The sequence below is a fragment of the Peptoniphilus equinus genome (assembly GCF_027921445.1).
Lineage (GTDB): Bacteria > Bacillota > Clostridia > Tissierellales > Peptoniphilaceae > Peptoniphilus > Peptoniphilus equinus.
In genome coordinates, this window is sequence record NZ_CP115667.1 from 1165972 (window position 1) to 1180212 (window position 14241).

The window sequence follows — 14241 nt, forward strand, 5'->3', positions numbered from 1 at the left end:
CTTTTCCTATGCCATTCACAGATCTGACTCGTTAAATCTTAAAGTTACCTTGTGCTTTACTCCACGCAAACCGGAGTTGCACACTAGGCGTCCCTCGTTTCAAAGCTCAGGCTCATCTTTTTTCATCACAGCCTGATAGCGTCTTGAGCTTACAAGGTGTTTTCTTTGTCTCAACGCAGTCACCTCTCCGGCACATGACCGAGACGACATGGATACTTCAAACCGCTTCAAGTTTTGTACATCATAATACTACACCGGCCATTTAAAATAAACCCCATTTTTATCAAAAAAGAAATGGTATGTTGTCCATACCATTTCTCTTTGCGTTATTCTTTTTCAGATTCTTGGATAATTTTCTGTACGCTCTCATCGGCGTCCATCATCGCCATAAATCGTTGAATATTAGGATACTGCTCCCAAGACTTTGGCGTGAAACGCGACCAGCGTACCATCACATACGCAACAGCATCTAAAAAGGTCTTTTTATTTTTGTAGATGTGCTCATTATCTCCAATAATATGATCATTCAAGTGCGTCATGACGCCATCCACTTTGATATAGCCGGCTTTTTTGACCTTTTCGACAGCCTCATCGTCAGTGGCCATGGTAAATCGTGACGGTCCGAAAACAGCGCCGAAAGCAGGATGAAAATCTGAAGATAAAAAGCTTTTCGTTTCATTGTAGAGGAAGCGGTCTTCAATAGAATCATCAGCTCCCAAGTCTTTATCGGCATAGCGCTCACTCAGATAGTCCAAAATGGCCGCCAGTTCTGTCATCGGACGTGCCCCGCCGATGTCTACCGCAGGTACCAATCCCAACGGATTAATCTTTTTATATGCCGGATCACTATAGTCCACACGTACAGCGCTGACATCGGCGTCAGCCCACGCCATAGCAATCCATACGCCAACAGCACAGGTTCCGGGTGCATAATACAATTTCATAAAATAACCTCCTTGTATTTTGTAATTCCATTTCAATAGACAACATACCCCAATTCAGTCCAAAGAAATCATCCACAAAAAGTCTCCGCCTTAGACTCATAGCCCGAGAAGGGGCTCAAGCTTTCTGCCCTATCCCCTCAAACGCTATCTGAAACCTCCCCCTTACACCGCTGCTGCCCGCCTTACAGCTATGCCCTGAAATGAAAAAACTCGCCATCAACAGATGACGAGATCCTATAAGAGACTATTTTCTTACTGCACCAAGAATAGCAAGCAAGATAACTGAGCCAAGAATGGAAAGCAGAATTGACGATACGTTAAATCCGGTCACATCGACACCCAGTAAACGTGAACCTAAGAAACCACCGATGAAAGCACCGATAATACCTACCACGATGTTGGCCAGAGCACCCATGGAAGCGTCACGATTCATAATGCGGCTTGCGATCCATCCTGCTAAAGCTCCTAAAATAATCCATGTTAAAAATCCCATAATTTCTCCCCTTTTTGTTTATAAATTCAGTATGATTACTGTCATTCTATTTATATCCCTATACGTCATTTTTAAACACTTAATTCTTCATCACCGTTTTGACACGTGACCATTGCCTCGAAGATAAAATCTCAAAGGCCAATCCCTCGCCTCTTCGGCATAGTCAATCCCTATTCGTGCTGTGGCGACTATCGCTTCAGTCGGCTTTTGAAGCTCCAGACTCACCCGCTCACCTAAGACAGTACCATTATGGACTTTGGAAATGCCCAAAGCTTTGGTAAGCTTGCCGGGACCGTTGGTGATGTGTTTCTTTTGGTACGGCGTGAGTGTGTCAAAGGGTTGACCATATCGATTCATGGCAAAGGGATTTATATCTCCTAAAGGTTCCACCCCTCGAATCAGTACAGCCTCAGGTCGCGCGACATCCCCTGTGACAATATTTAAAAGATAATGCATACCGTAGGTAAAGTACACGTAAAGGGTTCCTGCCGGTCGATAAAGCACCGAATTTCTCGGTGTGATCCGTCCACCATAACTATGACATGCTTTATCATGTATACCTAAATAGGCTTCCGTCTCCACGATTCGCGCCATGAGATGATGGCCATCTTGTTCCAAAACTAAAATCGACCCTAGGAGGGACTCAGCTGCGAGAACGGTGTCACCTTCCAAGATCGATTGAAGTGTCTCATATTTATTTTCCATGTTGATTATTCAAAGACCACGTGTCGTAACTTTCCAATTCATTTCTGAGTTTAGCAATGAGATAGGTAAAAATACTCAAGTCGTCGAGAAATCCAAGACCTAAAATAAAGTCCGGAACAATATCCATTGGGTTGAGCAGATAGACCAGTGCGCCGACTACCATGAGCACCGAACTCTTGGACAGTGTGTAGCGACCTTGCGCTACATCTTTGACCATTCTAAGAAGGACGTTCATGTCTTTTTGAATGGTTGAAAATTCTGCAATGCGTGATGACTTCGAACCGGCATTCTTAATGAGCTCAAACAGACGATTCTTATCGCCAAATATGGCTTCTGACGTGCCGCGTAAATTCCATAAAATCTTCGCTGGATTCAATGTATTCACCTCCAAACAGTGTATTGATACCCACTCGTTTGAAATTTATCCAATCCAAGATTCATCCGACGGATCTTTACGCCAACGGTTCAGGCCGTCAATGGCATCTTTTGAGATAATGCCTCGGTCCAAAGCCACTTCTGTGAGTTCTTCAAAGTCTGTCAATGTGACATGGACGTATCCGCAGGCATCAAAGTTTTGTCGTGCGTTATCCAAAAGGTAGGAGAAGATCGCCGCTACGCCCAGCACTTCAAAGCCTGCCGCTTCAAGAGCTTTTGCCGCTTCTATGGATGAACCGCCGGTGGAAATCAAATCTTCAATGACGACCACTTTTGCCCCCGGGATCACTGCCCCTTCAATTTTGTTGCCTTTGCCATGGTCCTTATTGGAACTGCGAACAAATCCCATAGGCAGTCCCATCTTATCAGCAATCAAGGCTGCATGAGGGATGCCTGCGGTCGCCGTACCCATAATGTAGTTGGCGGTTGGAAAGTGTGTTTCAATCAGCTTCACAAAGCTGTCTTCAATGAGCTGACGTGTTTTCGGATAAGACAGCGTGAGACGGTTGTCACAATAAATCGGGGATTTAATGCCCGAAGCCCAAGTAAAGGGTGCTTGCGGACGCAGGCTCACTGCTTCAATGTCCAATAGACTTTCTGCTATAGCTTTCACGATGGTATGCCTCCAAATTCTGCTTTAATTTTTTCATATGCGCCCACAGGATCCTCAGCTTGAGTGATAGGACGTCCCACAACGATGTAGTCGCTCCCCAGCATTCTTGCATCAGCCGGTGTGACCACACGTTTCTGATCGTCTTTTTGATTTTTGTCCGGACGAATCCCCGGTGTCACTGTCAGGAATGTATCGCCACAGTGCGCTTTAATCGACGGCACTTCTAAGGCAGAACAGACGACACCGTCCAGACCTGCATCCTTTGCAAGCTGTGCATAAGCTGCGACGGTATCTTTTAAGGTCAAGGTCGGATCGATCTTTATATCGTCGTGGGCAGTGGCTTCATCTGTCGATGTGAGCATCGTGACGCCAATAAGTACAACCTCAGGGTTCACGCTTCGCGCCGCCTGAACCGCCTCTTTAAGCATGGTGCCACCGCCGGCGACGTGAAAGTTAATCATATCCACATCCAGAGCCATCAAGCTCAGTGTCGCCTTTTTGACAGTGTTCGGTATGTCGTGGAGCTTTAAATCTAAGAATATTTTATGCCCGAGAGCTTTGATCTCACTGATAATTCCGGGACCTTCTTTATAAAAAAGCTCCATGCCGATTTTTACGTATGCTGTGTCGAATGGTTTTAAAAATTGCAAAGCTTTATCTTTAGCGTCAAAGTCTAATGCAATGATAACATCTCCCATGGTATCGCCTCCTGATGAAATTTTATCATATACGTCGATGAAGATACAAAAAATCCGCCGTACTCACGGCGGAAAATTTTAGCTGAAGCGCACGGCAGTCCCGACAACATTGACAAGGATCATATTACCCTGACCCAGCGCCTCTACGTTAATATTGATGCCCACAATGCCGTCAGCGCCTAAGTCTTGTGCTCTGCGGATCATCTCGTCCATACAGGTGTTACGAGCCTCCAAAAGCTCACTTTCATAGCCGGCAGAACGTCCGCCGACAAAATTTCGAAAACCTGCGCCAATATCTTTCATAAAGTTAATGCCGTTAATGGTCTCGCCATATACCAATCCCAAGTAGGATGTGATTGTATGGCCTTCAATGGTCGATGTGGTTGAGAGTAACATAATACCTCCTAATTTGCCTGGGCTTTGTCTTTTAAATAGCTATTGATAAACAGATCCAAACTGCCGTCCATCACTTTATTCACATCGCCCACTTCTGCTCCGGTGCGATGATCCTTAACCATAGTATATGGTTGGAAAACGTAAGAACGAATTTGAGAACCCCATGCAATTTGTGCATAATTGCCCTGTAAGTCGTCGATCTTTTCCTTCTGTTCTTCTTCTGCAAGAGCAATGAGTTTAGCCTTTAACATATTCATCGCCGTTTCACGGTTTTGAATTTGAGACCGTTCATTTTGGCATTGTACCACAATGCCTGTCGGTTTATGGGTGATCCGCACCGCAGAGTCCGTAGTGTTGACGTGTTGCCCACCGGCACCTGAGGAGCGGTAAGTATCTACCTTTAAGTCTTCATCCCGAATTTCCACTTCCACTTCCTCATCCAGCTGCGGATAGACATCCAATGATGAGAAAGATGTATGACGCCGCTTATTGGCATCAAATGGCGAGATACGCACCAAACGATGTACGCCCTTTTCGCCTTTGAGATAACCGTAGGCATTGTCTCCGGTAATAAGGATCGTTGCAGATTTAATACCTGCTTCATCTTCTTTTTGAAGATCCAGCACCTCGACTTTAAAACCCTTTTGTTCAGCATAGCGCGTATACATTCTAAAGAGCATACCGGCCCAGTCTTGTGCTTCCGTTCCGCCTGCGCCGGCATGAATGGTCAAGATGGCGTCGCTGTTGTCGTATTCACCGTTTAACAGCGTCTCCAACTTAAAGTCATCCGCCAAGGTTTCAATGTCATCCAGGTCTTTTTTGAATTCGTCATAGAATGTGAAATCTTCTTCCAGTTCCATAATCTCCAAAAGATCCGCCGCACCGTCAATTTTCTTTATCAGCGCATCGTACTTGTTCACCTTTGACTGGACGTGGTTAAGTTGTTTGATAACTTTTTGTGCCTTGTCAGAATCGTCCCAGAACCCGGGATCCATCTGTTTGGCTTCCAATGCTTGTAATTCTTCTCTTAGACCCGCCAGGTCAAAGAGATTCACCAAGACTTTCCACTAAGGATTTCGCCTCATTCAGGCGCTCCTTGTCTAAATATATATTTTGTTCCACTATAGTCCCCCCTTAGAGTGGGCGAGCAAAAATCATTTTCCCCGCCGAAGTTTGTAGTGCCGAAGTGACCATCACATCGATATCGTCTCCGACACGATGCTTGGCATCCTCTACTACGATCATGGTGCCGTCATCGAGATACGCAAGGCCTTGCCCCGTTTCCTTCCCCGGTTTCACAATTTGAATGTGCATGATTTCCCCGGGTAGGTAAACCGGTTTGACCGCATTGGCCAGCTCGTTGATGTTAAGCACTGCAACATTTTGTACCGTCGCCACCTTGTTCAAATTGAAATCATTGGTGACAATTTTACCTTTCAAATCTTTGGTGATTTGAATGAGTTTTGAGTCCACTTCTTTAATAGTATCATAATCCTCGTTAAAAATAACGACATTAATGGAAGGATCGTCTTGAAGTTCTTTTAAAATATCCAAGCCGCGACGTCCTCGATTCCGTTTTAACGAATCCGAAGAGTCGGCGATATGCTGCAGCTCTTCCAACACATATTTGGAAACAATGAGTTGCCCCTCTACAAAGCCGCTTTTTACGACTTCTTTAATGCGACCGTCAATAATAACACTGGTATCTAAAATTTTAGCCGCAGTCAAGGTCTTCTTGTCCTTGTCTTTAATGACACCACGAGGTATAGCCAATTCTCGGGTTTTGGAGACAATGTCATCTTTGTATTTCAAGGCAAGATTGATACCCAAGTAACCTAGAATCCCGTAGAGAATAAGAGGCAATGCGCTGCCGATAACCGGGATCATAGAGATGGGTTGAGAGAGCAAAAAAGCAATGACCAGACCCAGAATCAAACCTGCCGATCCCATGAGAATCTCTGAAAGTGTCCGTTTTTTTAACTCGTTTTCCACCTGAGTCAAATTGTATAAAATCAAGGAAAAGACTTTGGGTGAGAGAATGAAAAAGATAAGTGCGAGGGCAAAAATAGTCACAACGGAAATCACTGTGAACAATCTTTGGTCAAGTCCCTGAATGAAATCCAACGGTTTGACCAACGTAATAATAAATAACCCAAGGCCTGCACCGACAACGGTGAATAACAATTTGAAAATAGACGCAGCGAGTTTTTTCTTATTTCTTATAAGAATCACACCTTTCTTACCATTATCCCAAGATGGCCTCGTCCACAAGGGTGGTGACAACTTCCACATCCTCATCATAGACCAGTACCATTTCAGATACAATGATTTGTTTTGCATTGTTTAAAAGCTTGCGTTCTCCGGTAGAGAGGCTCTTCTGTGAATCAATGCGCTCCAGGGCACGAACCACCCTTGCAATTTCAAGCACATTCCCGGATTTAATCCTATCCATGTTAAAGCGGTAGCGGCGATTCCAATTTTTAGGCATCTCAATACGCTCTTCACTCTTTAACAGCTCAAGCACCTTATCCATGTCCTCTTTGCTGAGCACTTCCCGTACACCGAGTTCCTGAGCGTTGTCGACCGGTACCATAACTTCCATGTCCTTGATAGGAAGCTTCAGTATGTAGTACGTGCGCACTTCATCTAAGATTTCTTTATCTGCAATATTGACAATAACACCGGCACCTTGCATGGGGTACACAATTTTGTCTCCAATAGTATACATAGTTACCTCCTGGTCAATACCAGTATATCAAACCTGCAAAATAAAGTAAATGAATGACTATATCATAGAATAGCTCTGTGTGCAAGAGAAAGTATGCAATTTTTAAACTCTTATTATAATACCACGTTTGCGGACAAACCTGTCACGCTATTGGGAATTTTATGATAAAATTACTATATTCTTTAGTAAAACTTTGAACTTGAGGTGAAACATGACCTACAATGCATTGATTGCACTGTTCATCTGTACTCTGGCGGGCCTGGCAACCCTCATCGGTACTTTGATGATTTTCTTTTTAAAACGCACCAACACACGCTTTCTCTCCGGCGCTCTGGGGTTTTCAGCAGGCTCCATGATTTTCATTTCCTTTATCGAATTGATGCCGGTTGCCATGGACAATTTAAAGACAGCACAAAGTGAGGACTCCGCTTTTATTTATGCTATGGGCGGCTTCTTCCTCGGGATGCTCCTACTCGCCATCATTGATAAAATCATTCCTGAAGAAGAAAACCCTCATGAGCTGAGCTCCATTAAACACCCGCACTTGACCACGCACACTGACGTTCAGGACAGCGGACTCTACCGCATGGGACTCATGACCGCTCTTGCCATTTCTATCCACAATTTCCCTGAAGGGGTGGCTACGTTTATCTCCAGCGTGCAAAATCCACAGCTTGGTGTCTCTATCGCTGTAGCCATTGCCGTGCACAATATCCCGGAAGGGATGTCGGTCGCCGTACCGATCTACTACGCCACCGGGAGCAAATCCAAAGCATTCCTCTATGCGTTTATCTCCGGCATCGCCGAACCTATTGGCGGCCTGTTCGCCTATCTTGTGTTCTTCGCCCATGCGACGCCGACGAGCATCGGTATTATCTTTGCCGTTGTTGCAGGGATTATGGTCTTTATTTCTTTCGACGAGCTTCTGCCCTCAGCAGAGGAATATGGCAACCACCACACGTCCCTCTATGGCTGTGTCGGTGGCATGGCCTTTATGGCGCTGTCCCTGTATCTACTCTAAACGCAACAATAAAATCTAAAAAAAAAGCAAGGCTTAAAACCTTGCTTTTTGTGTGTCATGAATTTAATGTTTCATCGCATCTGTGAGGTCATTACTCTCATCATGGGAAGTGTGATCAATAATGTCTTTCGCCTCATCAGAGAGATCTTCCCGCTTAAGACCGGCATCGCCGTCTTGAGGTGATTGTTCCCCTCTCATGATGGCTTCGAATTCACTGCGTCCGATGGTTTCTTTTTCAAGTAAAGTATCCGACACTTCCAAAAGTTTTTCCATGTGTTCAGAAAGGATAGCCTTACACTTGGCATAAGCTGTGTCAATAATAGCCTTCACTTCTTCATCGATTTCAAAGGCTGTTTTTTCAGAATAGTTACGGGCGCGACCCAGATCCTTTCCGATAAAGACTTCACCTTCATCATCAGAGTAATTAATCGTTCCCATTCGCTCGCTCATACCATACTCTTTAATCATACTTCTGGCGATGGCGGTAGCCCGCTCAATGTCGTTGCCGGCACCGGTGGAGATATCATCCAATACCAACGATTCTGCCACACGGCCACCAAGCAAAGAGACAATGCGATCTAAAAGCTCGCCTTTTGTCATAAAGGACTTGTCCTCTTCCGGTAAGTACGCCGTAAAACCGCCGGCCATCCCTCGAGGAATAATGGTAATCATATCTACAGGATCCGAGTCCTTCAGATGACTGGAGACAACCGCATGGCCTGCTTCATGGACGGCAGTGAGCTTGCGCTCTTTTTCCGTAACCACTTTGGACTTCTTCGCAGGACCGGCCTGAACCTTCAGTGTCGCTTCATTAATGTCCTCCATGTGAATGCTGGTTTCACCACGTCGAGCTGCCAAAAGTGCCGCTTCATTTAAGAGATTTTCCAAGTCTGCCGGCGTAAAGCCCGGCGTCTTCTTGGCAATGCTCTTCAGCTCCACTTCATCGGCGAGCTTTTTATTTTTGGAATGGACATTTAAAATAGCTTCTCTGCCACGGACGTCCGGCTTACCTACATAGACTGTGCGGTCAAACCGTCCCGGCCGCAAGATGGCAGGGTCCAAAATATCGGCACGGTTGGTCGCCGCCATCACAATGACACCCTCATTTTCACCGAAACCGTCCATTTCGACCAGCAGTTGATTTAAGGTTTGTTCACGTTCATCGTGTCCGCCCCCGACGCCGGCGCCTCGGCGTCGACCTACCGCATCAATCTCGTCAATAAAAATAATACAAGGGGCATTTTTCTTTGCAGATTCAAAGAGATCTCGCACACGGCTTGCACCGACGCCGACAAACATCTCTACAAAGTCCGAACCGCTCATAATAAAGAACGGTACCTTGGCCTCTCCTGCCACAGCACGGGAAAGATAGGTCTTACCGGTGCCCGGAGGACCGACCATCAGCACGCCTTTAGGAATGCGAGCACCCATGGCAACAAACTTCTTCGGATTTTTCAAAAAGTCTACAATCTCGCTAAGCTCTTCTTTTTCTTCCACGAGCCCCGCCACATTCTCAAAGGTGACATGCTTGGACTCATCCGGGCGAATGAGACGGGCTTTGGACTTGCCGAAATTGCCCATTTTGGCTCCGCCGCCTTGAGACTGATTCATCATGTAATACCAGAAGGCCATCAGCGCCACAACTACAAAAATAGTCGGAATCCACTCCATGTACACCGGCTTTTCACGGATAGGCTCTTCGGTAATTTGTACCGAACCGTCATGCACCTGTTTGGCGACATAGGTATTATAGATATTGGTTCTGGCCTCATCAGGCAGATACGTCATAAAGACATTGTCGTCATTTAATTTATAAGTGACCTTGGATCCATCGTAGTGGATTTCCTCCACGGATTTTTTCTCAAGGGCTTGTACAAATTCTGTGGCTGTTTTTTCATCGATGACATTTTGAGGTGGAGTAATAAGCCGAAGGCCGAAAATCACCAGAAGAATGAGCATCAGATAAAGTAACACGCCGCTAATACGTCGATTCAATAGCTCCTCCTTAAACTTGTTTATAGTGTTCTTTATATTATATCATACTTTAAAAGGGATGAAGCGCACGCTGTCAAATGGCCGCTTCATCAATAATACCGATACAGTCTAAACCGCGATACTTTTGATTGTAGTCCATGCCGTATCCGATGACAAAGGCATCAGGAATTTCAAAACCGACATACTTGCAATCCACATCTTTGGTGCGGCGAGAGGGTTTGGAAAGAAGGGTGGCAATCTCAACACTGTTCACCTTACGCGCCTTTAGGTAATCCACGAGCATGGAAAGGGTATTGCCTGTATCGACAATATCTTCCACAATGACGACATCACGACCGGCCACATCAATATTGAGATCCTTGGAAATTTTAAAGGTCTCCTGGGACTCGGTGCCAACATAGCTGGACACTTCCATAAATTCAAACGTGCAATCTTGCCCCAGGGCACGAACCAAATCGGCGTAAAAGATAACCGATCCCTTTAAAATACACACCATAATTAAATTTTCATCATAGTCCTCGGCAATGGCTTTGCCCATTTCCTGAACCCGTGCTGCAATAGCTTCTTTACTAAAGAGAACTTCCTTTACGTCCTTCATAGTTCCTCCCATGATATTCTAACTAAATCGGATGCGCTCACATCCTCACTGTCATAACCTGCCGCCTTGCGATAGGGTACCACCCAGATAATACCGGATTCATCACAAAGAAGCGGTACACGATCGCGCATTCTTCGCGGTATTTTTTCATCTATAAAATACTCTTTAAGCTTCTTTGTACCTACCATACCCTTCGGGTGAAAGCGGTCTTTCGGTCTGCGATTTCTCACGACCAGATCACCATGGATTTTGGCCTTTGCTATCACAACAACAGGCTGCGTCTCATTGTCCTGCACCGCGGACTCCAGTTCCTCGACGGTAAAGACCCCGAACGGTGTGTCGTTGCGTCCCATGACCAAATGCGTCTCAACCGGTACCGCATCACGCCGCAGACGAAGTACGCCGCCGTCGCTGTCAAAGACCGTGCCGCTTATGGTGAGCGATTTCGCTCGTCTTACAGCATTCACCGCCGCATCCATCTGCATCTTGCCCAGGTCTTCCGTTAAATTGAACTGCTTAAAATAGGCTCGAAGCACCAAAGACAAAAAATAATCATCGTCGATCTCGATGTCAAGCTCCCCCTCACGCTCATGGGCTTTGAGATAGCCATTCACATGCGCTGCGATATAATTTTCATTTTGCCGGGCCAATTCGCCCAGGCGAAGAATCGCCTCGTCAACAGAACTATTGTAACAACTTTTTAGGTGGGGTAAAAGCTCAAGACGTAATTTATTTCGCGTGTAGTGCGTTTCAAAGTTGGTCTCATCGGTACAATAAGCTATACCTTCATCGTTCAGATACGTTTCAATGGCAGCTCGAGAGATGTTGAGCATCGGCTTGTAGCGATTTCCCAAGACGTCGTACATACCGCCGAGTCCTGTGAGGCCTGTACCTCGAAGCATGCGAAAGAGGATGGTCTCCACCTGATCGTCTCGGTTGTGCGCCGTGAAGATTTTTCCACCCAGTTCATTAAAAAATGCATAGCGTACCGATCTGCCCATGGTTTCAACACTCTTGCCTGCATCTCCAGCCATTGTCGCCACATCACTATATTTCACATAGCAATCAAGATCCATGGCGTGAGCGACAGCTTGCACAAATTTGGCGTCCTCATCGGCTGAAAGCCGTAACCCGTGATGTACGTGAGCCACCTTCAGTGTAAACGGCACCAGATCCTGATAGGCCTTGAGATTACAGAGCAGAAACATACTGTCTGCACCGCCTGACACTGCAGCCACTACTGTATCTCCCGCCTCGATCATATGATGGGTGATTAAATTGTCCAAAAAGCCTTGATGCAGTCTCACCATGTCTCCTTCTCTCTTCTTAACCGACATACCGTCGTCAATAAAAAAAGGTCATCACTGATGACCTAGCGGCGGCGTCCTGTCCCCATTTTAGCATTTTGCCTTGAGCGTGCAGCCTCATATTTTTCGTTCGAATCTTTTAAAAATTTGGAGAGCTTATCCTCAAATGAAAGGTCTTTTTTCTCAGGTTTCGTCAACGTCACCTCAACGGGTTTCGTCGTTTTGGGAAGTGCTTCTTTTATGGATAAATCAATTTTCCCGTCTTTCATAGACAGCACCTTGACCTGGACTTTTTGACCCTTTTCCAAATGGTCACTTACCTTTTCCACATAAGAGTCTGAAATTTGTGAGATGTGTACCAATCCGCTCTTGTCCTCCGGCAGATTGATAAACGCACCAAACTTCATAATATTGGATACTTCCCCTTCAACAATTTGGCCGACAGCTAGTGCCATTAACTATTTCCCTCCTGATCCTTTCTCATATCATTTTTAGCTCTATCTATGTAGACAATCTCTCTTGGCTTAACCATGCCCAAATCTTCTCGTGCCACTTTTTCGACAAACTCCAGGGAGTCCTTTTCCCCAATTTCCTTTTCCAATTGGGCGATCTCCTGCTTCAAAGCTTGGGCTTCAGCCTTAACTTCTGCAAGCTCCTGTATTTTTTCATTTTTCTCCCGAGATATCACACTGAAATTATAAGCGCCATAAATGACAACCAAGGTGATAATCACAAGATAAACGATTGGCGTTCTACGTCGCACAAAAACCTCCGGATTAATCTAAAATCTTGTAGAGACTGTCCGCCTCATCTTTTTTCACATGGTCTTTAATATCCAGCACTTCAATCCGTCGTGTTGATGTGCCGAACTCAATGGTTAAAAGGTCGCCCGCCTCAACCTCCGCAGAAGGCTTGGCCACTTTCCCGTTGATGGTAATGTGTCCTCCTTCCGCCGCCATCTTGGCGACACTGCGGCGGACAATAATTCGGGACACTTTTAAAAATTTATCAAGTCGCATAATAAAAATGGGAGCTACGCTCCCAAAGATTTACTTGTTGTTTTTATTTACAGCTTCTTTAAGAGCTTTTCCAGCGCGGAATACTGGAGCATTGGATTTAGGAATCTTGATAACTTCTTCAGGATTTCTTGGGTTTCTGCCTTCTCTTGCTTTTCTTTCTCTCACTTCGAAGGTACCGAAGCCGACAAGTTGAACTTTTTCGCCATCAAGTAATGCTTCTTGTACAGATTCTAAAAAGGCATTTAATGCCATTTCAGCGTCTTTTTTCTTAAGATTGCTCTTTTCTGAAATGCTTGCTACTAATTCTGATTTGTTCACAATAATCCTCCTTGTATGTCTTGTCAAATTTAAGTTCTACTCTGAATAAGACTACAGTTATTATACCTTATGCATCGGTATCTTTCTAGCAAAATCTTTAAAAAAATGGCTATTTATGGGATTTTTCTCGAAAGTAGATCCCAACTTTCGCTGAGAAATTGCTCGCCCGTCCGGTCCATTTCCACAAGCTCCACAAGCGCTTTTAGAAAGCTGTCTTCAATGCTGTCTCCCAAAGCGGCTTTCACGACTTGTGGATTGCTTTCTTTTAACTTGCCAATAAGGCTTCCGAGAGTAGTGCCGCCGGACTTCGGTACAACGAGCACGCAGCGATGGTTGTAATCCTGTCTGTCAATGAGATATATCGGCAGTTTTTTGACTTCCTCCGTCTCGAGTCCCGCATCTCTCACATAGTAGACTTCATAGTCATCCGAATAGATTTCACTTAGGGCGAGCTTCATCGCCACCGCCGTACGCAGATTATAGACCTGAGTAATGCAGATGTCCATTCGAGGATCCACCTGCTCCGGTGTAAAGTCGTCGCCGTCGATAAGAATAAATCCTTTGGACGGATCGATGTGTACGGCGTTAAAGACCGGTTCCAAAAAGCTTACCCCCGCTACGAGATGGAGCGCCACACCTTCCTCGATGAGGAGACGTACGGTTTTTTCCGCTACCATGGGCGAACCCGGCACAAAGTAGTTGACCGTAGCATCGCGCCCCGCCTCAATCAAGCGCTCAACAATGGTACGATAGACGCTGTCGAAATCCTCCATGGTCTCATAGAGATCATCGAAGGTTTCAAAAGGATGTCCGCTAAATGCGTCGATAGCGCCCACTTTATCCGTCCGTAAAAAATTTTTATTGTCATCTTCAATGTATCGCGTGGCTTCAACAGTGAGGCCCAGACCGTCTGTCGCGCCAAGTCCAATAATATTAATCATAAATAAAGCGCCCGCAGGCGCTCCTCCTTA

The 14241-nt window shown here is 45.5% G+C and carries 19 protein-coding genes; 1 reads left to right on the plus strand and 18 read right to left on the minus strand.

From position 1 onward, the window contains the following. Window positions 1–326: 326 nt before the first annotated feature. The 10 genes from O6R05_RS05610 to O6R05_RS05655 all read right to left on the minus strand — a co-directional run bounded on the left by O6R05_RS05610 (window position 327) and on the right by O6R05_RS05655 (window position 7012). On the minus strand, window positions 327–944 hold the full coding sequence (locus tag O6R05_RS05610) for a glutathione S-transferase family protein (RefSeq protein WP_271191015.1): 618 nt from the start codon (window positions 942–944) through the stop codon (window positions 327–329). A 244-nt stretch (window positions 945–1188) separates the two neighbouring features. Further along, window positions 1189–1437, minus strand: coding sequence for a GlsB/YeaQ/YmgE family stress response membrane protein (locus tag O6R05_RS05615; protein WP_271191016.1), 249 nt, complete (start codon window positions 1435–1437; stop codon window positions 1189–1191). A gap of 90 nt (window positions 1438–1527) precedes the next feature. After that, window positions 1528–2142 (minus strand): DNA-3-methyladenine glycosylase, encoded by a 615-nt coding sequence (locus O6R05_RS05620; protein WP_271191017.1) that lies wholly within the window; start codon window positions 2140–2142, stop codon window positions 1528–1530. Beyond that, window positions 2132–2518, minus strand: a complete 387-nt coding sequence (locus tag O6R05_RS05625; protein ID WP_271191018.1) for a YkvA family protein — start codon at window positions 2516–2518, stop codon at window positions 2132–2134. Before O6R05_RS05625 ends, O6R05_RS05620 begins: the two co-directional genes overlap by 11 nt. A 45-nt stretch (window positions 2519–2563) precedes the next feature. After that, complete coding sequence (gene pyrE, locus O6R05_RS05630; protein WP_271191019.1) at window positions 2564–3190, minus strand: orotate phosphoribosyltransferase; 627 nt, start codon at window positions 3188–3190, stop codon at window positions 2564–2566. Beyond that, complete coding sequence (pyrF, locus tag O6R05_RS05635; RefSeq protein WP_271191020.1) at window positions 3187–3888, minus strand: orotidine-5'-phosphate decarboxylase; 702 nt, start codon at window positions 3886–3888, stop codon at window positions 3187–3189. Before pyrF ends, pyrE begins: the two co-directional genes overlap by 4 nt. 78 nt (window positions 3889–3966) lie before the next feature. Beyond that, window positions 3967–4284, minus strand: a complete 318-nt coding sequence (locus O6R05_RS05640; protein WP_271191021.1) for a YbjQ family protein — start codon at window positions 4282–4284, stop codon at window positions 3967–3969. 8 nt (window positions 4285–4292) lie between these two features. Beyond that, a protein-coding gene (gene prfB, locus O6R05_RS05645; protein ID WP_271191022.1) for a peptide chain release factor 2 occupies window positions 4293–5406 on the minus strand; the annotation gives its coding sequence in 2 pieces (ribosomal slippage) (window positions 4293–5327 and window positions 5329–5406; 1113 coding nt in all). A 12-nt stretch (window positions 5407–5418) separates the two neighbouring features. Beyond that, window positions 5419–6516 carry a PIN/TRAM domain-containing protein gene (locus O6R05_RS05650; RefSeq protein ID WP_313791014.1) on the minus strand — a complete coding sequence of 366 codons (1098 nt, stop codon included), beginning with the start codon at window positions 6514–6516 and terminating at the stop codon, window positions 5419–5421. Between the two features lie 13 nt (window positions 6517–6529). Next, window positions 6530–7012 carry a CarD family transcriptional regulator gene (locus O6R05_RS05655; RefSeq protein WP_271191023.1) on the minus strand — a complete coding sequence of 161 codons (483 nt, stop codon included), beginning with the start codon at window positions 7010–7012 and terminating at the stop codon, window positions 6530–6532. Between the two features lie 211 nt (window positions 7013–7223). Between O6R05_RS05655 and zupT the strand changes: the two genes are divergently transcribed. Continuing rightward, the gene (gene zupT, locus O6R05_RS05660; RefSeq protein WP_271191024.1) at window positions 7224–8033 is read left to right on the plus strand and encodes a zinc transporter ZupT; all 810 of its coding nucleotides are present in this window, start codon (window positions 7224–7226) and stop codon (window positions 8031–8033) included. A 63-nt stretch (window positions 8034–8096) separates the two neighbouring features. On the opposite strand, the gene ftsH is transcribed toward zupT, so the two are convergent. The 8 genes from ftsH to O6R05_RS05700 form a co-directional block, all read right to left on the minus strand. Further along, window positions 8097–10028 (minus strand): ATP-dependent zinc metalloprotease FtsH, encoded by a 1932-nt coding sequence (ftsH, locus tag O6R05_RS05665; protein ID WP_271191025.1) that lies wholly within the window; start codon window positions 10026–10028, stop codon window positions 8097–8099. A 73-nt stretch (window positions 10029–10101) separates the two neighbouring features. Then, window positions 10102–10626, minus strand: a complete 525-nt coding sequence (gene hpt / locus O6R05_RS05670; protein ID WP_271191026.1) for a hypoxanthine phosphoribosyltransferase — start codon at window positions 10624–10626, stop codon at window positions 10102–10104. Then, window positions 10623–11936, minus strand: coding sequence for a tRNA lysidine(34) synthetase TilS (gene tilS / locus O6R05_RS05675; RefSeq protein ID WP_271191027.1), 1314 nt, complete (start codon window positions 11934–11936; stop codon window positions 10623–10625). The genes hpt and tilS overlap by 4 nt, the downstream gene beginning before the upstream one ends. Before the next feature lie 62 nt (window positions 11937–11998). Beyond that, window positions 11999–12388: a S1 RNA-binding domain-containing protein gene (locus O6R05_RS05680; protein ID WP_271191028.1), complete on the minus strand. Its 390-nt coding sequence runs from the start codon at window positions 12386–12388 to the stop codon at window positions 11999–12001. Beyond that, entirely contained in the window at window positions 12388–12696 is a 309-nt protein-coding gene (locus tag O6R05_RS05685; RefSeq protein ID WP_271191029.1) for an FtsB family cell division protein, read from the minus strand. The genes O6R05_RS05680 and O6R05_RS05685 overlap by 1 nt, the downstream gene beginning before the upstream one ends. A 13-nt stretch (window positions 12697–12709) precedes the next feature. Next, window positions 12710–12952 carry an RNA-binding S4 domain-containing protein gene (locus tag O6R05_RS05690; protein ID WP_271191030.1) on the minus strand — a complete coding sequence of 81 codons (243 nt, stop codon included), beginning with the start codon at window positions 12950–12952 and terminating at the stop codon, window positions 12710–12712. Between the two features lie 30 nt (window positions 12953–12982). Further along, window positions 12983–13270, minus strand: a complete 288-nt coding sequence (locus tag O6R05_RS05695; RefSeq protein WP_271191031.1) for an HU family DNA-binding protein — start codon at window positions 13268–13270, stop codon at window positions 12983–12985. 113 nt (window positions 13271–13383) lie between these two features. Further along, complete coding sequence (locus tag O6R05_RS05700) at window positions 13384–14211, minus strand: SAM-dependent methyltransferase (RefSeq protein ID WP_271191032.1); 828 nt, start codon at window positions 14209–14211, stop codon at window positions 13384–13386. Between the last annotated feature and the right edge of the window lie 30 nt (window positions 14212–14241).